Origin of the sequence: Arcobacter arenosus (assembly GCF_005771535.1) — a bacterium.
GTDB lineage: Bacteria > Campylobacterota > Campylobacteria > Campylobacterales > Arcobacteraceae > Halarcobacter > Halarcobacter arenosus.
In genome coordinates this window covers 17501-39730 of record NZ_VANU01000008.1, presented here as the reverse complement: position 1 = coordinate 39730, position 22230 = coordinate 17501, and the positions used below count along the sequence as shown (strand labels likewise).

The window sequence follows — 22230 nt, the reverse complement described above, 5'->3', positions numbered from 1 at the left end:
GATATCTCCACCATCTTCATCACTTGGTGCAGTTTTTACTGTTGTTACTGTATCTCCTGCAGATGTTGAATCTTCAGTGAAGTTATTAACTTCATTCATCTCAAATCCAGTCATAGCATCATTTGTTCCAGATATATTTACTGTTACTGTTGATTCTGTACCATCTATACTTGATACTGTAAATGTTTCACTTAAAGTACTTCCTGTATTTAACTCATTAAATGCTGAATTTGCAGTAAAGTCCCAGTTTCCATTTTCATCTATTGTAAATGTTCCTTTTGAGCCTACTATTGTATTTGCTATAAAAGTATTATCAGCGTTATCTACATCTGTACTTGTTAATGTTCCACTTGTAGTTAGTGCTGTATCTGTTTCTATTAAGTTTGCTGTTGCACTACTAACAATTGCTGCATCATTAGTTCCTACTATATTAATTGTTAATGTTGTTTCTGTTGTAGCTCCATTATTATCTGTAACGGTTAATGGAACTTCAATATTTTGGATTTCACCTTCTGCTAAACTATCATAACTACTTGCATCAAACTCATATGTTCCATCTGGATTTAATGTTAATCCTGTTGGGATATTTCCATTTACTGCAACTGTTGCCGTTCCATCGGGATCAAAAAAATCAATTTGACCATTAATAATTGTATCTTCATTTAATTCGTTAACTTCGGCATTAGCAATTGGAGCTTGGTTATCATTATCTACTACAGGCTCATCTTCATTTTCAATATTATCTTCAAAAGTAATAGTACTTTGTGTTTGTGTAAATTCTGAATTATTTTCTTCTACTAATTCAGTGTTTTGAGTATTTAATTGTGTATCTAATTGCTCTGATTGAATATCAATTGTTGCATTATTTTGTTCTAAAGTAGAGTCTTCAATTTGAGGTTCGATTATATTTTCTTCTAAATCATTATTTATATAATCTAAACTTGCAAAATCACTTATCTGGGTTATTGAATCTTCAAATGTAACTTCATTGAAAAAACTTGAATCTAGATTGAAACTTACAGGACCAGTTACTTCTACAACTCTACCATCATCAAAAACTATATTAGCAAATTCACTAATTGTTAATAAACCACCGTGTTCTGATATAACATCTTTGTTTTTTAATATTTCTTGTGAAATACCATTATCCAATGAAACAAGACCTCTAATATCTGTAATTCTCGCAATTGCCATAATAAATCCTTTTACACAAATTATTATGACTATATTATAAAAATTATTATATCTTGTAAAGTATACTTTGGTATAAATTATTTTTTAAGAAAGGTTGGCTATAAATAGTCAACCTATTAATTATAGAGAAAAAGATTAAAATCTTATTTTTTATTATTTAACTTATTGATAATAACATCTTTTTTGCCATCTAAGACAATTTGCCCATCTTCAACAACAATAATTCTATCCACAAGTCTTAAAAGTGATGTCTTATGGGTAACTAAAATAACAGTTTTATTTTGTTGATAGTTTCTAATACTATTTATAAATCTATTTTCAGATGATGTATCCATAGAACTAGTTGGTTCATCAAATAATACAATTGGATATGGCAATAAAATTGACCTAGCGATAGCTATTGCTTGTTTTTGTCCACCAGAAAGGAAAGAACCCCTCTCTCCAACAGGCATATCAAAACCTTTTGGATGTTTATTAACAAAATCTAATACACCACTAATTTTAGCAGCTTCAAGGATTTTTTCATCATCAATATTTGGCGTTCTATAAACAATATTTTCTTTTACGGTACCATCAAAAAGTAAAACATCTTGAGATACATATGCTATATTTTTTCGAAGTTCTGATGGGTCTAATTGTTTTATATCAATATTATCAATTAAAATAGAACCTTCATTAGGGTGATATAAAGAAACAAGTAGTTTTTGAATTGTTGTTTTACCTGATCCTATTTTACCAATAATTGCAACTTTTTCTCCTGGTTCTACACTAAAAGAGATATTACTTAAAGTCTCTTTATCTGCATTTGGGTATGTAAAGTTTACATTTCTAAAATCAATTTTACCTTTGTATTCTGGCCTTGTTACAAACTTTTTACCTTGAGGATGTTCAACAGGTAAATTCATAATATCATTTAAGGCCTCATATGTAGTTTTTGTATGCTGAAATGTTGATAACAGTGATGAAACTTGTCCCATAGGTGAAATAGCCCTTGAAGAGATAATAATTGTTGCAATTAATCCCCCCATAGTAAGTTCATTATCAATAATAAGATATGTTCCCATTATAACAAGTGCAACAGTATTTAACTGAACTAAAAAAGAAGTTACTGTTGTAATTGAAGAAGATATCATTTTTGTATTAATACTTTTATCAGCAATTTTTGAAGTAGCTTCTTCCCATCTCCATTGAGAATATCCAGTTGCCCCTAAAGATTTAATTGTTTCAATCGAAGATAAACTTTCAATCAATACACCATTTTTATTTGAACCTGCATCATATGATTCTTTGATACTATTTGCTAATTTTATTTTTGAATAATATGTGTAGATTAAAATAATGATAATAATTGAAATAGGAACCATTACTAAAGCTCCACCAATAAAATAAATAGCAAGTAAAAAGATAAAAATAAATGGAACATCAATTAATAAAGCAATTGTTGAAGAGGTTAAAAATCCTCTAATACTCTCAAACTCTTTTAAGATATTTGCTAAAGAACCAACTGAATTTGGAACCGATGACATTTTTAGGTCTAAAACTTTTTCAAAAATAATTGAAGAAGCGATAATATCAGTTTTCTTGGCTGCAGTTTCTAAAAAATATGAACGTAAGAATTTTAATGCAATATCAATACCATAAATAAAAACAACCCCTATTGCAAATATCCAAAGGGTATCAACTGCATTATTAGGAATAACTCTATCATAAACATTCATTGTAAAAAGTGGTGTAGAAAGAACAAAAAGATTGATTAATAAAGAAGCAATAATTACATCCCTATAAACATTTCTTACAATCTTTACACTTCCCCATAACCAATGGCTTTCTTTTATTGATAAAGATGTTTTATCTTCTTTAAAATCAAGCTCTTTTTTAAGAAGTATAGCAAAGCCAAAATATCTTTTTTCTAATTCTTCAATTGGAACTAAACTTTCTACTTCAGCAGCTTCAGGGAAAATTACTTTTGCATTTTTATACTCATCATCAAAACCTAAAAGAATACAAGCTTCAAGTTCATCTTTATCTTTTTTATTATCTAATAACAAAATACAAGGTAATGTTAAAGGATTTATATCATATAACTTGGCTCTTAAAACCTTAGTTTTAAATCCTGCTTTTGAAGCAGCCCTTGAAAAAAGCGATTTAGAATTAGATTTTGAAAATAAAATAGGAGTATTTCTTCCCGCTTCAACAGGTAAACCTGCAATTAAAGACTCTTTTGAATAAGGTCTACCATTCATTTTACAATAAATTGTAAGGGTATCAAGAATTGAATTTTCTCGGTTGTACTCTTTTATAGAGTTAAAATCAATATTATCATTTTGTAGCATTTAAATTATATACTCCCAAGATTAGTAGAATAATTTTTATTATATTTATGGAATAAAGCTTGTTTAATTGAAACTTTTTCTACTCTTGGTCTATTTATTTTTAAACCGTTAGGTAAAGAAGCCATAGCTTTTAAAGCTTCCTCTTTAGAATCAAAAACTCCAAGCATAATTTTTTGTAATGGATTTTCATATCTAAATTTAAAAAAGAAACCATTATTTGATAATCCATATTTATCTAATAAGGCTTGAGCTTTTATTTCAGAATCTGAATATGCTAAATTTATAGTGTATTTATCTTTCGAAGCATTTAAAAACTTATCTTTAAAACTATTATATTGAAAGTTTTCTACTCTTTTTTCTAAATTTTTATTAGGAACTTTATTTGTAACTGGTTCAATAGTAGAAAAAGCAACTTTTTTAATTAAAGGCTTAATACTTGTAGTAGTTGCTTGTGCTGTATAAATATCTTGTTTAATTAATTCATTTTTACTATGATATTTATGATAAACTCTTTGTTTAATAGCAATTTTTTCTATAATAGGTTTATTTCTTTTTAGATTTTTATGAAGTTTTGATAAAGCTTTTTTAGCTTCTTGTTTTGAATCATAAATTCCCATTACAATTCTTTGTAAAGGATTTACCTCTCTAAAACTAAAGAAAAAAGCGTTGTCGTTCAACTCGTATCTATCCAATAATCTTTGAGCTTTTATTTCTGAATCAGAAATAGCAAGATTAATTGTATATTTATTTTTTGAAGCATTTAAAAACTTCTCTTTAAACTCATTTTCTATTGTATCTGTTATATTTTTTTCAAGATTTTTATTTAACTTTTCATAATTGATATTTTGGAAAGAAACTTTTTTTATTGGTTTTTCATATTTTTCTTTTGAAATCACTTTTTTATTTTTATTTAATACAGCTAATTTTTTTTGCTTATGTTTTTCATCTTTATCATATGAAAAGTCTAATTCTTTTTGCATATTTTGAACTAAATCACTAGTATTAACTTTATCTAAAGTTGGTAATTTATCTTCTAAGACATCACTTAAATTACCCATTGCACTTAGTATTTCATATTTTGCAATCATTAAATCATATGTATTTCTAATTAAATCTTTTTTAATATCTACATATTCTATATGAGTTTCTAAAAGAGTGTTTAAATCTTTAAGTCCTAAATCAAACTCTTTATTTGTAGCATCTAAAACATCTTTTTTTACTATTAAATATTGTTTTAGACTCTCTTGTTTTTCATTATTTAAGTTATAGGCATTCCAAGCAAGTCTTAAATCCGTTTTTACTTGGTATTCGCTTTTTTTAACTAATAGTTCTTTATCTTTTATATTTTGTAAAGCTTTTTTATCTTTAAGGGTGTCTTTACCACCATTAAATAAATTGTATGAAACTTCAAATCCAACCTTATATTCATTGTATTCTTCGTCACTTTCTTTAAATAAGGCATTATTAATGTTATAAGATCCTACAAAATCTAAATTTGGATAAAAATCTTTTTTATCCCTTTGTTGTTCAAATTTTGCAACAAAAACATTTGCTTTTGAAACATTAATTGATGGATTCTCGTTATAAGCTATTTCTAAAGCTTCTTTTACATTTTTTGGTAATTCTATATTTAAATTTGGTTTTTCAAGTTCACTACTATCAAAATCACTTTGAACATACAATTTTAAGTTTTCAATTGCTTCTTTAAAATTTATTTTTTGAATATCTAAATTAACTTGAGTTTCAGCCATATTAGCTTTTACCTCGTCAAACTCTAGTTTTGTTCCATATCCAACATTAACTTTTTTATAAACTTTATCAAATATATCTTTGCTAATTTGTAAGCTTTCTTTACTAAGATTTAGTAAATCTTTTTCCCTTAAAGTATTTACATAAGCAATTGCATAATTTAGTGCAATATTATTTTGAGTCTCTTTTAAGTAATAAACAGCAGATTTAAATTTTTGTTCTTGAAGCTTTTTTTCATAAGAAGATTCAAAACCGTCAAATATAGGTTGAGTAAATTTCAATTCATAGTTGTCAGATTTTGTTAAAGGTTCATTATCAGGAGTAAGTTTTCCTTGTGTTAAGTTACTAGCTTCAACTTTCGCAGAAAAATCTACTGAAGGGTACAATAAAGAATCAGCAATTTTTTTATCAATATTTATATTATTTAAATTGTTTTTATTGATTTTAAAATCCATATCATTTTCTAAAGCTAATGGAAAACCATCTTTTATAGAAAATCCAAAAAGAGAAGAAACCATTAAAAATTGAAAAATAATAAAACTTTTTATTCTTATGTTCATTATATTCTCCCTACATTCTTAAGAATTGATGTATATATTACCAAAGTTTTATAAAAATTTTTATAAAATAATAACTAATTTAAATCATTTCTTAGATTTTATCTAATATTAAGGTTACAAGTGGAAGAAAAAAAAGATTTTGACGACCAGTTGAAAAGAAGTTTTACTTTTCAAAACAGAGAATTGTTAGATAACTATGTGATTTTGGCACTTACAGATATTGATGGAATAATCAAACATGTAAGTACAAGTCTTTGTAATGTGTTTAAATATAAACCATCTGAACTAATTAATAAACCCTATTCAATATTGATTAAGAAAGATTCAATCATAAACTTTGATAATCAATTTAATGAGGCAAAAAGTTTAAAGACCACTTGGAAAGGTGAGATTAAACATAGTTCTCACACTGACTCATTAATTTGGACAGATACCATTATAACACCATTATTTAATGATGAAAAAAAACATATTGGTTTTATTATCACAAGTAATGATATAACAAAAGAAAAAACACTTAAAAAAGTTAATGAAGAAAACCTTTTAAAAAAGAAACATGATAAATCTACGTTAGAATTTATGCCATCATTTTCTTCAGCAATATTACTTAGAACATCAAGTGGATTGCATAAGGTTTTATGGCTTATATCTTTTACAATCTTATTTTTATTAACTTGGTCATATTTTTCTGAGATTGATGATATTGTAAAAACAAATGGAAAAGTTATTACAAGTACAAATATTCAAACAATTTCATCCCTTGATGGTGGAATATTAAAAGAAAGTTTTGTAAAAGAGGGTAATAAAGTAAAAAAAGATGAAATCCTTTTCAAACTTTCAGATGTAAATTACAAAAGTGAAATTGAAAAAAATAAATATAATATGTATACATTCATTGCAAAAGCTCAAAGATTAAAAGCACAAGCTGAAAATACTGAAATTAAAAAAGATGAAGAAGTTGTAAAATATGACCCAGAAATAATGGAAAATGAAATACAACTATTTAAAATAAATGAGAAAAAATTTCAATCTTCAATAAGTGTACTAAAAGAGCAATTATCACAAAGAAAAAATGATTTAAATGATGCATATAAAAATCTAAAAATCACTAAAGATAATTATAACTTAATACAAAAAGAGATGAAAATAAAACTACCTTTAGTTGAAGATAGAATCATCTCAAAGGTTGAATTACTTGACTTACAAAGAAAGAAAAATGATGTCGAAGCTGAATTAAAAAGCTTAAAAGGTTCAATACCTACTTTAAAATCATCAATTAAAGAGATTGAAAGAAGTATTGATGAAACAACAGAAGATTATAGATCAAAAGCAAAAGATGAACTTTTAGTTGTATATAATGACTTAAAAACTGTAAAAGAAGATTTAAAGTTTTTAGAAGAAAAATTAACTGAAACAATTATAAAATCTCCAAACGATGGAGTTATAAAAAAGATTAATGTTAAAACAAAAGGGGAAGCAGTTTCTCCTGGTGTTGTAATGGCTCAAATTGTCCCTGACTCGAAATATATGTTAGCAGAAATAAAAGTTGACCCAGCTGATATAGGTTTTTTATATGAAGGGCAAAAAGTTAGAATAAAACTAAGACCTTATGATTTTTCTTTATATGGTGCTGTTGAGGGTGAAATATCTTATATCTCTGCTGATACTTTAGTTGATGAAAAAGACCCAGAAAAAGAGAGTTATATTGTACATATAAAAGCAGATACAAAATTTCTAAACAATAATAAAAAACTTGAAATTAAACCAGGTATGACTGTAGATGCAGATATACTAATTGGTAAGAAAACAATTTTAAGCTACATTTTAAAACCAATTGTAAGGTCACTTGACATATGAAAATAATAGCACTTACTAAACAAGATTTCTTAATAAATGAATTAAAGAAATCATCAGAATTTGAAATTATTCAAATTGGAGAATATGAAGAGTTTTATAATCTAAATATTTCAGAAGAGAGTATTTTATTTTTACAACATTTAGATAGTGATGATTCAGATAAAATATTTCAAGAATTATCTGATAATTATAATTGTAAATTTATAGCTATAAGAAATGCAACAAATAATATTGAAGGTTGTACACTACTAAAAAAAGGTTTTAAATCATATATTCACTCTTTAAGTAATATCTCTATAATAGAAAGTGTAATTGAAACTGTAAAAAATGGAAATACTTGGGTTTATCCTGAGTTAATGCAGTTTTTAATAAATTCAATTCCTTTGAATGGAAACAATGAGAATAAACTTTTTGAAGATTTAAAAGTGAAAGAATTAGAAGTTTTAGAACTAGTAGCCCAAGGCTTAACTAATAGTAAAATTGCAAATACCCTTGACATTGCAGAAGTTACAGTAAAAAAACATATTAGTTCATTGTTTAAAAAATTAAAAGTAAAGGATAGATTGGCTTTAGCGTTAGTTTATAAAAATAATATAAATTAGTTTATCTAATCTTTTTTTTCTTTATTTTAGATAGTTTATAAATTGTTGAAGCGGTTGTTTCATTAAAATTATCTTTTGAATAAACAATAACATCACTTTTTTCTTTTGCAAATATCTCATCAAAATTTTTTCCAGTTAGATTTGCAGAAGTTGAATATAAAGACTTAAATTTCTTAATAAAATTATAAAAATCACTATCTTGAAAAATCACTCTATATGAATTGCCATTGGGATAAATAAAAGTTGTTTTTTTAGAGTGTCTAACTCTTTTTTTATGCTCTTTAGGAACTCTTGTAAAACTATTTAAAGTCTTAAAAGAATCTACTGTTTGAAGCATTTTTTGAGAATTTGGTCTTTGTTTTATTCCTGAAAGTTTCTCATCACTAGATGATGAGAAACCTACAGTTGTGTCAGTTTGAACTAAATATACTTTTTCTGATGATTTAGTCATTTAAAAATTCTTGGATAGATTTAACACCTACACCATCTTTTTGTTTCAACACTTTCATAGCTTCAACACAAGCTAAAGCTGCAGCTGCTGTAGTAACATAAGGAATATTCTCTTTTAGTACCACTCTTCTAATATCTTGTCCATCAGATTTTGAAGAACCTTTTCCATCAGAAGTATTAAATGCTAATGCAATTTCACCATTTGTAATACTATCAGTAATATTTGGTCTACCTTCGCTAATTTTAAGTACTTTTTCACACTCAATTCCAGCTTCAGAAATAACTTTATGTGTTCCACCTGTTGCAACAACTGTAAAACCTTCATTGATTAAATCAGATGCTAATTTTGGTGCAAACTCTTTGTCTAAGTCACATAAAGAGATAAATACTTTACCTTCAGTTGGTAAGTGATTTTTTGCCGCACTTTGTGCTTTTGCATAAGACTCTCCAAAGTTATCAGAAATCCCCATAACTTCTCCAGTTGATTTCATCTCTGGAGTTAAGATTGGGTCTGAACCACTAAGTTTATTAAATGGGAATACAGCTTCTTTAACTGCAACATGGTCTTTTAAGATTGGTTTTAATACACCATTATCTTCCCATACTAAATCAGCGTTATAGTTATCAAGTGCAGATCTTAAGCTTTCACCCCACATAACTCTAGTTGCAACTTTTGCAAGTGGCATACCTGTTGCTTTACTTACAAATGGAACTGTTCTAGATGCTCTTGGGTTTACTTCGATTAGATAAATTTGCCCTTTATGAATAGCATATTGAGTATTCATAAGTCCAACAACACCAAGACCTAATGCCATAGCTTTTGTTTTAGATTCTAATTCTTTAATTAACTCTTGGTCAATTGAGATTGGAGGTAAAGAACAAGCAGAGTCACCTGAGTGAACACCAGCTTCCTCAATATGTTGCATAATTCCACCAATATATACTTCTTTTCCATCACAAATACAATCAACATCAAGCTCAATTGCTCTATCTAAGAATTTATCAATTAAAACTGGTGCATCATTTGATACAGATACTGCTTCATCCATATATTGTTTTAACTCATCAGTCGAGTAAACAATTTTCATACCTCTACCACCAAGAACAAATGATGGTCTAACTAATACTGGATATCCAATTCTTTCAGCAATTTCTATTGCTTCATTTACTTCTACAGCTGTACCATTGTCTGGTTGTAATAATCCTGCTTTTTCAACAAAAGTAGAGAATTTTTCTCTATCTTCAGCTAAATCAATAACTTCTGCCGTTGTACCAATAATCTTTCCACCTGCATCATGGATAGCATTTGCAAGTTTTAATGGAGTTTGTCCACCAAAGTGAACAATAATTCCATCTGGTTGCTCAGTTTCTATTACAGATCTTACGTGTTCGAAATCAATTGGTTCAAAATATAAAATATCTGACGTATCATAATCTGTTGAAACTGTTTCAGGGTTACAGTTATACATGATTGTTTTTACACCAATTTCATTTAATGCAAATGAGGCATGTACACAACAATAATCGAACTCAATACCTTGTCCAATTCTGTTTGGTCCACCACCAATAATTAATACTTTCTTATCATCATCTTTTTTCTCAACTTTTGGTAACTTTGTAATATTTGTAGTTGAATAAAGGTACGGAGTTAAAGCTTTAAACTCAGCAGCACAAGTATCAACTTCATTGTACTCAAACTCTACATCTAAAGCTTTTCTAGCACGATAAACATCCTCTTCTGATTTACCAATTAAATTAGCAATCATCTTGTCAGAGAAACCATTTGTTTTAGCATTTCTCATTTTAATTTCATCACTAAGGATTGATTCATCAATTGATTGCTCAATATTGTAGATTTCTCTAAATTTAGCTAAGAACCATGGGTCAATAGCACATAATTCAAAAATCTCTTCATTTGTAAGACCTTTTCTATATGCTTCCATTAAATATCTTAATCTATCTGCATTTGGTCTTCTAATTTCTGCTTTGATTTTTTCTAAATCATCACAAATTGGGTCAAATCCAACTATTCCAGTTTCCATTGAACAAAGTGCTTTTTGAATAGATTCATTAAATGTTCTACCAATAGCCATAACTTCACCAACTGATTTCATACCTGTTGTAAGTGTTGAGTCAGCTTTAGGGAATTTTTCAAAAGTAAATCTTGGAACTTTTGTAACGATATAATCAATTACTGGCTCAAATGATGCTGCTGTTCCTGTAATATCGTTTTCAATCTCATCTAATGTAAATCCAACGGCAAGTAGTGTAGCAACTTTTGCAATAGGATAACCTGTTGCTTTAGAAGCAAGTGCTGATGATCTTGAAACTCTTGGATTCATTTCAATTACAATCATTCTTCCTGTTTTTGGACAAATTGAGAACTGAACATTTGAACCACCTGTATCAACTCCAATCTCTCTTAAAATAGCAAATGATGCATTTCTCATATTTTGATACTCTTTATCTGTAAGAGTAAGTGCAGGTGCAATTGTTACAGAGTCACCTGTATGTACACCCATTGGGTCAAGGTTTTCAATTGAACATACAATAATACAGTTATCTTTTCTATCTCTGATAACTTCCATTTCGTATTCTTTCCAACCAAGCATAGATTCCATGATTTCAATTTCATTAATTGGAGATGCTTCAAGACCAGCTTCTGCTAGTAATTTAAACTCATCCATATTGTATGCAACACCAGAACCACCACCTGCAAGTGTAAATGATGCCCTAGAGATTACTGGGAAACCTATTTCTTTAGCAACTTTAATTGCTTCTTCTAAAGTATAAGCATTTGCACTTTTTGGTAAATCCATACCAATCTTAATCATAGCTTCATTAAATAGGTGTCTATCTTCACCTTTTTTAATTGCTTCAGGATTTGCACCTAGGAAATGAATCCCATCTAGCATCCCTTTGTCGTACATCGAAGTTGCAACATTAAGTGCAGTTTGACCACCCATTGTTGGTAAAATAGCATCGATATTTTCTTTTTCAATTATTTTTGCAACAACCTCTTCTGTAATAGGCTCAATATAAGTCTTATCTGCAAATTCAGGGTCAGTCATAATAGTAGCTGGATTTGAATTGATTAAAACAACTCTATATCCTAACTCTTTAAGCGTTTTCGTTGCTTGAGTACCAGAGTAATCAAATTCACAAGCTTGTCCAATAACAATTGGTCCTGAACCGATAAGTAAAATAGATTTTATGTCTTCTCGTTTTGGCATTTATAGTTCCCCGTAATAGTTTCAATTATATAGTTAAAAATCTGGATATTATAGTAAAAAAGTACTTAAAAAAGGGTTAGAGATTAGTAGTTTTGTTTAAAGCTTATACAAGTGTCTATTGACACTCGTATTTAATTTTTTGGAAGATTGAATTTTTGGTTTTGTAATACACCCTCAGAATCAAATGAAAGGTAATATAAAATATCTTTTTTTACAGGAAGCCCAGCAAGATGTCTAATTGCTAAATTTGCTTGTAAAGATGCTATATGCATAACAATAGGACAAGCAATTCCATTTGGTTTTCTATCATTTATTTGAAATACAGCTTCATAAGATGCTTCTTCAAAAAAACATACTTGTCCATGAAACTCCTCAACACTTCCATAAATCCATGGTTGTTTTTTGTTTAAACAATACTCATTTATAGCAGCTCTTGTTGGTAAGTTATCAGTTGCATCTATAATCAAATCAAATTCTAAATCTCTTGTGGCAAACTCTTCAAAACCTTCTTTATATGCAGTTACTTTTGTATAAGGACATCTTGATTCAACAAGCTCTTTTAAAACTTCACATTTTGCTTTACCATCATCACCAACTTTAAAACCAATTTGTCTATGAATATTGTGAACTCCAACCTCATCAAAATCAACAAAAGCAAACTCTCCAATACCAGAAGCACCAAGTGCAATACCTAAACTACACCCTAGTCCACCACTTCCTATAATAGCTACTTTTTTATTTTGAAGGGAATCTTGTGTTTCCTCACCCCAAAGTTTTATTTGTCTGTTGAAAAACTCATGAATCTCACTCATGCATAATCCTTAGTAAATTAGTTGTATATTTTTTATATCTATGTTTATAATGATAGCAGATTTAGTTTAAAATAGTTTGACTTTTGTCAAGATTTAATGTTGAGTAAATTAATAGATATTATCTTAATTTTTTAATATCCTCTTCCAATTCTTTAAAACTCTCACTCATTTGCAATTTTTTTTGCTGTTGCTTATATTTTTTATACTCTAGTTCACTTTTTTCTTTTGCTATGTGGTGAGATATATTTCCAGCATTTTTCAAAAGTTCTCTTCCATTCATAGATAAAATTAAATCAAGTCTTTCAATCCAATCTTTCATATACATAGGTGTTTGTTGATTTGCCATCGTTTCTGCGAAAGCTAAGTATTGTTCTACTAAAAGTCCTAGAAGTTTTATTTCATCTTCATTTAGATAGTTTTTTGCAATACTTACATCTTTTTTAGTGATGTTTATATTCTCACCATCATATGAGTTCATACCTAAAAGTGGTTTTGTCATATCGACACGATTATGTACAAGTTCGGCAGCTGTTTGAGATGCTACAGCCCATAAAAGTTTATTTTGAACTATTTTAAAAAACTCTATTGTTTTTTTATCCTTTGGGTCATAATCTATACTTGTCATATAGATATCTTTGATTTTTTGATAAAAAAATTTCTCACTAAGTCGTATCTCTCTAAGTCTGTTTTGAAGCTCATCAAAATATGACATTTGATTGCCATTTTTAAATCTATCATCATCTAGCACAAAACCTTTTCTGATGTACTCTTTTAGCTTTTGATTTGCCCAGATTCTAAACTTTGTACCAGTGTTTGAACGAACCCTAAAACCTAAGGCTATTATCATATCTAGATTATAATGTTCAATATCTCTTGAAACTTCTCGTGAGCCTTCAATTTGAACTGTTCGGTAATACCGAACAGTTGAATCTCTATCTAACTCCCCATCTTCAAAGATAGCTTTTATATGCTCACTTATGGTTGACTTTGCTTTTCCATATAGTTCACATATTTGAGCTTGATTTAGCCATATGCTTTCATCTTCAAATCTTACATCAACTTTGATATTTCCATTCTGGTTTTCATAGATTAGGATATTTTGATTTTCCATAGTTTTACTTTTTTATTTTATGATATCATGATGATTTAAATTTTTATAAAAATATTTCATAATGTAATACTTTTAATTGTACTCTGGCTTTGGTTGGGCTACTAAATCTGATTCATAAAGCTCTGATAAATAATCACTATTGTTTGTTGTCTCATAAACAAATCTTTCATCACCCAATTCAGCTAAATGATATATGTGTTCAAAAACTATCTCTTTTTTCTCTCTAAAAATTTTTACATCATAAGACTCTGGTAACTCTTCATCTAATACTTGTCCTATTGTGTGTTCTACTTCACTTTGCTTTTGTCTCTCTTTATACCAATTATAAACAAATAGTTCTCTCTTTTTATCACTTAAAATCTTTAATAAATTTTTAGCTGTCTTTTTTACTTTACTTATCTCATCTTTTGTAAGTTTATCTTTTTTGAGTAAATCAAATATTTCAAGCTCTTCTTCACTACTAAAGCCTTCTTTTATATATCTTTTTTCCTCTTCATTTAGTTTTTCTATCTGTTTTAATAGAGTCTCATAAGCTTCTTCTACTTCTACACTTCCGTTATTGTATTCATCAATTATTTTTTCAAAATCTTCTAAAAAGTTTCCTCTTGTTTTATTTCTTGCTGTCATCTGTTTTAGTTTTATTTCCATAAACTCTTTTAAGTCTGTAAACTCAATACTTTTGTGAGCTTTTTTAGGAAACTCTTTTCGTAACTTTTCAAAATCTATTTCACCTAAATTTATCTGCCTATAATCTGTTATAGTAATTTTTGTATCATCTTCTAAATCTTTGTTTCCTAATACACTTCTATCTAAAAGTTCATCAATTTCTTGTCTTGCTTTATTTATCTCTTCATCTCTATCAAGCTTTCTATTTACAATCTCTTTTAAATATGTAAACAGATCTCTTTCTTGTTTTATATCGGGATAATTGTATATTTCAGGTTTTGCCGAGTCATAAAGCGAAACAATTGTATTAACAAAAAGATTAAACTCTTTTCTTCTATCATTACTTTTAAGTATAATATCTGCATAGTCTTTGAAAAGTTCTATCTCTTTAAACCCTTTCTCACCTATCGCATGTATTTTATCTACATCGATATCAAACTCTTTTAGATAACTTTTACATTTATTTATAGACTCTTGTAAAAGTTCTATTAACATACCAAACTCTTTTACTGGCAAATTGGTTTCATCTTCACTACTTGTATTTCCCTCAGCATAATCACTAAGTGCTTTTTTTAGATTTCTAAATACTCCAAAGTAGTCGATTATCATTCCATTTTTCTTTGCTTCATAAACTCTATTTGCTCTTGCTATTGTTTGCATTAGAGTATGATTTTTCATAGGTTTATCTAAATAGAGAGTTGAAACACTAGGTGCATCAAAACCTGTCATCCACATAGCAGTCACAAAAACTATTCTGTAAGGATTATTTGCATCTTTAAAATAGTCCTCTATATCTCTACCATCTTCGTCAGCATTGTTCATAAGTTTTCTATGTGGAACAATATCAAGACCCTGTGCAGCAAACTTTTCTCTCTCTTGTTTTTCTGTTCCTTCTTGAGATATTACTACTGCCATTTTTGTTTCATTTATAAAGTCAAGCTTTCTCTGTATTAGCTCTTTTTCTTCCCCTTTAGCTTTCTTTTTTGCTCTTATGAGCTCTTTTGTTTCCTCTTTTAGTGCTAGTTGTACTTTGTCATACATTTTTACAGCTGTAAACTTATCAATAGAGATAACCATAGCTTTCATTGGTTTTCTTTTGCCTTCATCATCTCTTACATCAAGTCTTTGTGGGAAGTGTTTTACTATATGTTTTGCTATTTCATCAAGTCTATCATCTCTTTTTACTGCTTGAAAAAGGGTTGTGTATTCACTGTTTAGATTATCAAGTTGCTCTTCATTTAAATCATATTGATTTAAAATCTCCATTGCTTCATCGCTTAAATCTTCATTTTCTAAAACCACACTTGGAACACTTTTTCTATAATACAAAGGAACTGTTGCTCCATCTTCTATACTTTGGGCAAAGTTATACTCTGATACATAGTTTCCAAACCATTGTTCGGTTAAGCCATTTTGTAAAATAGGTGTTCCAGTAAAAGCTATAAACTTAGCGTTTGGCAATGCTATTTTCATATTTTCACCTAATGATTTATATTGACTTCTGTGTGCTTCATCTACTATGACTATCCAATCATCTCTGTCAGATTTCTTCTTATATACTTTTCCCTTATCCAGTCCAAAATTAAATATAGTAGAAAAATAAAAACTTTTATTTTGACTGAGTGCCTCTTCTAGTTGAGCCCTACTTTTGTTTCCTTTGGCTCTGTATTCATTGTTTTTCATATTTTGATTGGTTGATAGATTTAAGGTTTGTGTATCAACAAAGTTTTTAAAGATTTGGTCATCCAAATCATTTCTATCTGTAATAATCAAAAACGACCAGTTACCCTCAACTTTTCTATTTATTTTTTTAGAGAAAAAAATCATAGAGTATGATTTTCCACTTCCTTGGGTATGCCAAAATACCCCAAGTTTTGTATCGTTGCTATTTTTTAGATTTTCTATTGCTCTATTTACACCTAAAAACTGATGGTTTTTTGCGATAATCTTTGTTCTTTTTCTATGATATAAAACAAAGTTTTCAAAATAGTCTATCAAGTTTGTTTTACTGCATAATCCTTCACAAAGTGTTTGTAAAGATAGTCTTGGTTTTTCATGGATACTTTTGTTTTCAAGTTCTAAAAGTGTGTCTTGAGTTTTATCTTCTACATTATCTTTTAGTTTTGTCCAAGAAAAGAAATGTTCCCAAGGGGCATTAAAACTTCCAACTCTTGTTTGATAACCATTTGAGATACCTACAAAAAGATTATAATAAAAAAGTTGAGGAATATCCTCTCTATAGTCTTGAAGATTTTTGTCATATCCTGTTTTTACTTTAATATCAGGTCTTTTAAGTTCTATCATAACTAAGGGCAAACCATTTACATATAGAAGTATATCGGGTCTTCTTTTTCCTGTGGAGCTTAGTTTTTCAATAGTTAGTTGAGATACGACTAAAAACTCATTATGAATGCTATCTTTATCAAAGCCAATAAACTTAATCTGAACGGGTTCATCTTTTCCCTCATCATTTTTGTATGTGGTATAATATCCATCTTTTAAAAGCTCATAAACCTCACTATTGGCTTCTATCTCACTTTGACTTACTCTTGATTTGCTTAGTTGTTCAATGGCATCATACATACACTCTTTTGGGATATTTGGGTTTAATTTTTCTATGGCTTTAAAAACTCTTTTTTTTAGCACTACTTCTTTTAGAGAGTCTCTTCCTATAAGTTCATCTTTCCAAGCATTGATATGCTCATCATATTTTAGATTTTCTAAGAAAAATTTTATATCTGCATCTTCTATATGACTTTCATTTATATATGCCATTTTAAACCTTTTATTTTAAATCTTCAAGTAAAATACTTCTCTCTCTTAACAACTCTTGTTTAAGCTCTTCTTCACTTGGTAAATATGGTAGATATTTTGAACTAAATAGTTGTTTGCTATCATTTAACACTGAATACTTCGCTACTGCTTGTGATTTTTCACTACAAAGTATAAGTCCTATGGTAGGATTATCATCTTCACTTTTTTCAAACTTGTCATAAATACGAACATAAGTATCCATTTGCCCCACATCTTGATGAGTTAATTTTCCAAGCTTCAAATCTATAAGTAAAAAACACTTCAATTTATAGTTATAAAATACTAAATCGATATAAAAATCTTGCTCTTCTACACTTAGTCTTTTTTGTCTTGATACAAAAGCAAAACCACGACCAAGTTCTAGTAAAAACTTTTGAAGATTATCTATCAAAGCTTGTTCAATGTCTGTTTCTAATAAAGATTGACTTGGAAGATTTAAAAAGTCAAAGATATAAGGGTCTCTTAAAACATCTTTAGCAGTTAGTTGTAACTCTTTTGTCTTTTCTTTTGCTTCATTTTCTACTGGTATTTTTTCTTTACTTGAAATAAGTCTTTCATAATATAGACTGCTTATTTGTCTATCTAAAGCTCTTGCACTCCAATTGTTTGCAATGCTCTCTTGCATATACCATTGTCTAACTTCATCTTTTTCTATTCTAAAAAGTGTTCTATAGTGTGTCCAGCTTAATTTGGTACTCACTGCGTTCCAATTTGGATAAATGGTATAAAACTGCCTCATATTTCGTAAGTTTCTTGTATCAAACCCTTTTCCAAACTCTGTTGTAAGCTTATCAGATATAAACTCTAACTGCTTTTTTCCATACGCGGCTCTTTGTTCTCCTGCTTGTTCATCTTCAACTATAATACGACCTATATTCCAATAGGTTTGAACCATGGCACTATTTACTGTTTGGGCAAGGTTTTGCCTTGAGAGAATAAGTAAATTTCTGATATCTTCTATGATTTTAGTATTTAATATATCACTTGCCATGGCTTTTCCTTTAGTTTATATCAATCTTTTCAATATCTAATTTTCCACTTAGTAGTCTAGGTAGTAGTAAATCTCTTGTTTGTTTTAGGGTTTGGTTTTTACCTCTCAATAAATCAATTTCTTTATATAAATTTTCAGTAAAAGAGTTAAATTCATTTGCAATTTTTTTAGTAGGTAAAAGCACTTTTTCTTTTTTTAAAAACTTTAAATGTTTTATTTGAAAAAATTTTAGTACAATTAATTGGAACACCCATATCTTCAACTCTATTTAAATATTTTTAATTTTTTATCAGTACAATTAATTTTTAACTCATTTAGTACAATTAAATTAACTATATCATATTAAAAATAATTAAAAACTTTTTTATATAAATTTCAATTTTTAAAATGTTAAAATTACTAAATATCAAAATAAAAGGATTCAATTTATGAATAAAAATACTTTTAACGAAGTTAATTTCAGTAAATTTTTAAAAGGACTAAAAGTTGATAAAATAAATGAACAAGATGGTGGTGGATTTTTAGCTTATTTTGATTCTCAAAAATCAATTTTGGGAGATGTGAAACACAACTAGAAGCAGTTTTAGATTTATTAAATGCTTATAGATGTGTTGTTGAAGTATCAGTTTGAGTTTCTACTTAATAATTCATTTTTTTCTATTGATAAATCAACGAACATTTTTTTAAGTTGTTTATTCTCATATTCTAATGTATCTATAATATCAAAGTATTTTAAAACAGTAGAATATTTTTTCTTCCAACTATAATATGTGTCTTTTGAAATTTCATAATCCTTACAAGTTTTTAACACAGGTGAACCTGAATGAATCTTTTTTAAAATTGTAATTATCTGATTTTCATTATATTTACTTTGTCTCATTTTGTAACCCACCATAGTAGTTTGATATGGAATTTTAATATATGTACACTTAATCAAAAATATTACTATAGTAGGTTAGTGTGATTGAGTTTAATTTTTCTAAAGATGAAATAGATGATTTTTATATACAAGTTGGCAAAAAAGTAAAACAACTTAGAGAATTAAATAATATGACTCAACTAGAATTATCATATGCTATGGGATATAAATCTGTTAGTTTGGTATCTGCTGCTGAATTATACAAAAATAAAAAACACTTCAATCTGGAACATATTTATAAAATGTCAAAGATTTTTAATATAGAAATATCTGATTTTTTACAAACAAAGATCTAATGTAGAAGTATAATTTTAAATTGACTTTGTTAAAAAGTTAATATTTTTATTCTTTACTAATAATATATAATTTATAATGTAATTATAAAATTAGCTATATAATTCTCTATGATTTCGTAAATATTTAATTTGATGGATAGAAAACTTATTAGTTATAGGAAAAAGATAAAAATTGAGTATACACCATTATAAAAGTGATATCATAGGTGGTATCATTTCTGCTTTAGTTTCTTTACCATTAGCTCTTGCTTGTGGATTACTATTGTTTAGTGGTTTTCCAGAACTTCAACAATTTGGTATTAATGCAGCATTTTATACAGCAATCATTGGAACACTAGTAACACTTTTTATTAGTAATCATTCTTTACAAATAGGTGGACCTCTTGTAGTTACAGCACTAATTTTATCAGACTTTTTAATTTCAGTTTCTAGTAAAATCCAAGTTTTAAATCCAGATATATTAACATTAATATTTAGCTTGATGTTTGTTTGTGTAATAGTCACTGGTTTGATTCAACTCATCTTTGCATATTTTAAAATCGGGAATTTAATTAAATTTTTACCATCTTCGGTTACAAAAGGTATTAGTACCACTATTGGAATAATCATTATTGTAAAACAACTTCCTATTGTATTTAATGTAGAAAGTAAAAATATTTCTGAAACAGCACTCTTGATATTTATTACAGTTATTATGTTAAGTTTACTACTACTGAAAAATTTTAATTCAATAAAAGAGTTAGTGAATAAAAGACTTCCTTTCAATATATTTGTTTATCTGCCAATAATTGTGCCAATTTTAGGAGGAATAATATTTTTTCTATTCAGTTCAAATTCTAATTTAATGCTTGGTAATGTTAAAGTTGAATTACCTAATTTGAATTATAACTATGAATCTTTTTTGCAATCTTTAACTTTAATAAAAGCTTTTCTACCCGAGATATTTCTTACATCATTTGCAATAGCTTTAATGTCATCATTAAGTTCATTATTAAGTGTAAACCTTCTAAATAATAAACCTGAAATAAAATCAAGTAAAAATAATACTTCATATGAATTGTATGGTCAAGGTCTAGGAAATATTTTATCAGGTTTATTTGGTGGAATGCCAAGTGCAGGAACTGAAGCTAGATCTTTAGTTAATTTTGAAGCAGGTGGTAGAACCAGATTAAGTGTAGTTGTTAATGTAATTACAATTTTTTTATTTATATTTATTTTTAATGATTACTTAACATATATTCCGGTGATAATACTTTCTACTATGTTAATTTTTACTGGAATTGTTATGTCTATGCCAACATTTTTTATGGTTAAAAAGCTTTATAAGAATTGCTCTAATAATACTAAAAAACAAAATTGTATTAAAGATGTATTTTACTCATTTATGATAATTCTTGTTATGTTAATAACTGCCTTTATTTCAGATATTACAATTGCAATTGTGTTTGGATTTGCATTTGCCTCTTTACTTTTTATCTATGAAACAATGAAAAACTCTAACTTTAATATTTTAAATAGAACAATGATTCAATCAAAAAGAGAAAGAACTACAAAAGCTAGAGAATTCTTACAAAAAAATGGTAAAGAAATTTCGATTATTGAACTTGATGGTTCAATCTTTTTTGGTACTGCTGATATTCTTAGAAAAACAATAAATAGCATTGATTCAAAATATATAATCTTAGATTTTAAAAAAGTTACTGAAATTGATATAACAGGGGCTGATATCATAAAGCAAGTTATTGATGAGAATAAAATAGATTCAAAAAAAAGTTTTATTTTTAGTCATATTAGATTTGGTGATGATACATATGAAGCATTGTGTTCAGCAGATATTATTATGCCAGAAGTTGAGAATTGGTACGAATATACCGATTTAGCATTAGAATTTGCAGAGAATAGACTTCTAAAAGAGAATGATATTGTTGAGAGTAAATACAATCAAATTATTGATTTAGATTCTATGAGTGTAGCAAGAAATCTTAATAAAGATGAACAAAAGATTTTATTAGGTTACTTGGATGAAAAAAAATTTTCAAAAGATGAATACCTCTATAAAGAAAATGATGAATCAGATTGTATATATTTTTTACGAAATGGAAGTGTAACAGTTTGGGATGAACACGAAGAGTATTTTTATGAAAACTCAACTACTTCTAAAACTAGAAGAGTCACATATTCTGCTGGTGTAGTTGTAGGACAAATGGCATTCTTTGAAGAAAAAAAACAAAGTGTTGAAGCAGTTGCTGATTGTGATATTTCTACATATGTCTTAACAAGAGTAAAATTTGATAAGTTACTGAAAGAATATCCTTTAGTAGCTCAAGATTTATTACTAGAATTTTGTAAGCACTTGTCTAGAAGACTTAGAGAAATTACATATGAAGTTCAAGTTTTAGAAAGATGGCAATAAAAACCTTTATATTTAATATTGTTTGATTGAGTGAAATATATTTCTGTTTAAATTTTATTTTTTTATTAAAATAAATATATGAATAATCATTTTGTAAATATTTATTTACTATTATTATATATAATATTATGATTTATTAATAATTTTATCTACTATTATTAAATATTTCTAGATTAAAATTTATTTTAAAGTGAAAATGAAAAACCTATTAGAAACAAATAACTATTGTT

16 protein-coding genes are annotated in these 22230 nt (G+C 27.7%); 5 read left to right on the top strand and 11 right to left on the bottom strand.

Annotation, left to right across the window (positions count from 1 at the left end):
• From FDK22_RS14785 to FDK22_RS14775, 3 genes are all read right to left on the bottom strand, one after another.
• Positions 1-1194, bottom strand: a 1194-nt coding sequence (locus FDK22_RS14785) for a VCBS domain-containing protein (RefSeq protein ID WP_212745010.1), incomplete at its 3' end; no start/stop codon positions are given.
• 143 nt (positions 1195-1337) lie between these two features.
• Entirely contained in the window at positions 1338-3527 is a 2190-nt protein-coding gene (locus FDK22_RS14780; protein WP_171013013.1) for a type I secretion system permease/ATPase, read from the bottom strand.
• Positions 3528-3532: 5 nt separating this feature from the next.
• Complete coding sequence (locus tag FDK22_RS14775) at positions 3533-5836, bottom strand: TolC family protein (protein ID WP_138153761.1); 2304 nt, start codon at positions 5834-5836, stop codon at positions 3533-3535.
• Positions 5837-5956: 120 nt separating this feature from the next.
• On the opposite strand from FDK22_RS14775, the gene FDK22_RS14770 reads away from it, so the two are divergent.
• Together FDK22_RS14770 and FDK22_RS14765 are read left to right on the top strand one after the other, a co-directional pair.
• A complete protein-coding gene (locus FDK22_RS14770; RefSeq protein WP_138153760.1) occupies positions 5957-7693 on the top strand; it encodes an HlyD family type I secretion periplasmic adaptor subunit in 1737 nt (578 codons plus the stop codon).
• Positions 7690-8295, top strand: a complete 606-nt coding sequence (locus FDK22_RS14765; protein WP_138153759.1) for a response regulator transcription factor — start codon at positions 7690-7692, stop codon at positions 8293-8295. Before FDK22_RS14770 ends, FDK22_RS14765 begins: the two co-directional genes overlap by 4 nt.
• 1 nt (position 8296) lies before the next feature.
• On the opposite strand, the gene FDK22_RS14760 is transcribed toward FDK22_RS14765, so the two are convergent.
• From FDK22_RS14760 to FDK22_RS14730, 7 genes are all read right to left on the bottom strand, one after another.
• The gene (locus FDK22_RS14760; RefSeq protein ID WP_138153758.1) at positions 8297-8746 is read right to left on the bottom strand and encodes a Sua5 YciO YrdC YwlC family protein; all 450 of its coding nucleotides are present in this window, start codon (positions 8744-8746) and stop codon (positions 8297-8299) included.
• Complete coding sequence (gene carB, locus FDK22_RS14755) at positions 8739-11978, bottom strand: carbamoyl-phosphate synthase large subunit (RefSeq protein WP_138153757.1); 3240 nt, start codon at positions 11976-11978, stop codon at positions 8739-8741. Before carB ends, FDK22_RS14760 begins: the two co-directional genes overlap by 8 nt.
• Positions 11979-12109: 131 nt before the next feature.
• Positions 12110-12790: a HesA/MoeB/ThiF family protein gene (locus FDK22_RS14750; protein WP_171013012.1), complete on the bottom strand. Its 681-nt coding sequence runs from the start codon at positions 12788-12790 to the stop codon at positions 12110-12112.
• A gap of 118 nt (positions 12791-12908) precedes the next feature.
• Complete coding sequence (gene rhuM, locus FDK22_RS14745; protein WP_138153756.1) at positions 12909-13901, bottom strand: RhuM family protein; 993 nt, start codon at positions 13899-13901, stop codon at positions 12909-12911.
• A gap of 72 nt (positions 13902-13973) precedes the next feature.
• Positions 13974-17342 (bottom strand): type I restriction endonuclease subunit R, encoded by a 3369-nt coding sequence (locus tag FDK22_RS14740; RefSeq protein WP_138153755.1) that lies wholly within the window; start codon positions 17340-17342, stop codon positions 13974-13976.
• Between the two features lie 10 nt (positions 17343-17352).
• Positions 17353-18372, bottom strand: a complete 1020-nt coding sequence (locus FDK22_RS14735; RefSeq protein ID WP_138153754.1) for a PDDEXK nuclease domain-containing protein — start codon at positions 18370-18372, stop codon at positions 17353-17355.
• 10 nt (positions 18373-18382) lie between these two features.
• A complete protein-coding gene (locus FDK22_RS14730; protein ID WP_138153753.1) occupies positions 18383-18622 on the bottom strand; it encodes a restriction endonuclease subunit S domain-containing protein in 240 nt (79 codons plus the stop codon).
• Between the two features lie 178 nt (positions 18623-18800).
• Between FDK22_RS14730 and FDK22_RS15785 the strand changes: the two genes are divergently transcribed.
• Positions 18801-18947, top strand: a complete 147-nt coding sequence (locus FDK22_RS15785; RefSeq protein WP_171013011.1) for a hypothetical protein — start codon at positions 18801-18803, stop codon at positions 18945-18947.
• Between the two features lie 47 nt (positions 18948-18994).
• On the opposite strand, the gene FDK22_RS14725 is transcribed toward FDK22_RS15785, so the two are convergent.
• A complete protein-coding gene (locus FDK22_RS14725) occupies positions 18995-19252 on the bottom strand; it encodes a transposase (protein ID WP_171013010.1) in 258 nt (85 codons plus the stop codon).
• Positions 19253-19332: 80 nt separating this feature from the next.
• Here FDK22_RS14725 and FDK22_RS14720 point away from each other — a divergent pair, with 80 nt between their 5' ends.
• Together FDK22_RS14720 and FDK22_RS14715 are read left to right on the top strand one after the other, a co-directional pair.
• On the top strand, positions 19333-19587 hold the full coding sequence (locus tag FDK22_RS14720) for a helix-turn-helix domain-containing protein (RefSeq protein WP_138153751.1): 255 nt from the start codon (positions 19333-19335) through the stop codon (positions 19585-19587).
• Positions 19588-19759: 172 nt separating this feature from the next.
• Positions 19760-22000 (top strand): SulP family inorganic anion transporter, encoded by a 2241-nt coding sequence (locus FDK22_RS14715; RefSeq protein ID WP_138153750.1) that lies wholly within the window; start codon positions 19760-19762, stop codon positions 21998-22000.
• Positions 22001-22230 lie beyond the last annotated feature (230 nt).

Coding starts and splice junctions, on each gene's coding strand:
- FDK22_RS14780 (WP_171013013.1), bottom strand. CDS start 3,527: ATGCTACAAAATGATAATATTGATTTTAACTCTATAAAAGAGTACAAC.
- FDK22_RS14775 (WP_138153761.1), bottom strand. CDS start 5,836: ATGAACATAAGAATAAAAAGTTTTATTATTTTTCAATTTTTAATGGTT.
- FDK22_RS14765 (WP_138153759.1), top strand. CDS start 7,690: ATGAAAATAATAGCACTTACTAAACAAGATTTCTTAATAAATGAATTA.
- FDK22_RS14760 (WP_138153758.1), bottom strand. CDS start 8,746: ATGACTAAATCATCAGAAAAAGTATATTTAGTTCAAACTGACACAACT.
- carB (WP_138153757.1), bottom strand. CDS start 11,978: ATGCCAAAACGAGAAGACATAAAATCTATTTTACTTATCGGTTCAGGA.
- FDK22_RS14750 (WP_171013012.1), bottom strand. CDS start 12,790: ATGAGTGAGATTCATGAGTTTTTCAACAGACAAATAAAACTTTGGGGT.
- rhuM (WP_138153756.1), bottom strand. CDS start 13,901: ATGGAAAATCAAAATATCCTAATCTATGAAAACCAGAATGGAAATATC.
- FDK22_RS14740 (WP_138153755.1), bottom strand. CDS start 17,342: ATGGCATATATAAATGAAAGTCATATAGAAGATGCAGATATAAAATTT.
- FDK22_RS14735 (WP_138153754.1), bottom strand. CDS start 18,372: ATGGCAAGTGATATATTAAATACTAAAATCATAGAAGATATCAGAAAT.
- FDK22_RS15785 (WP_171013011.1), top strand. CDS start 18,801: ATGAATAAAAATACTTTTAACGAAGTTAATTTCAGTAAATTTTTAAAA.
- FDK22_RS14725 (WP_171013010.1), bottom strand. CDS start 19,252: ATGAGACAAAGTAAATATAATGAAAATCAGATAATTACAATTTTAAAA.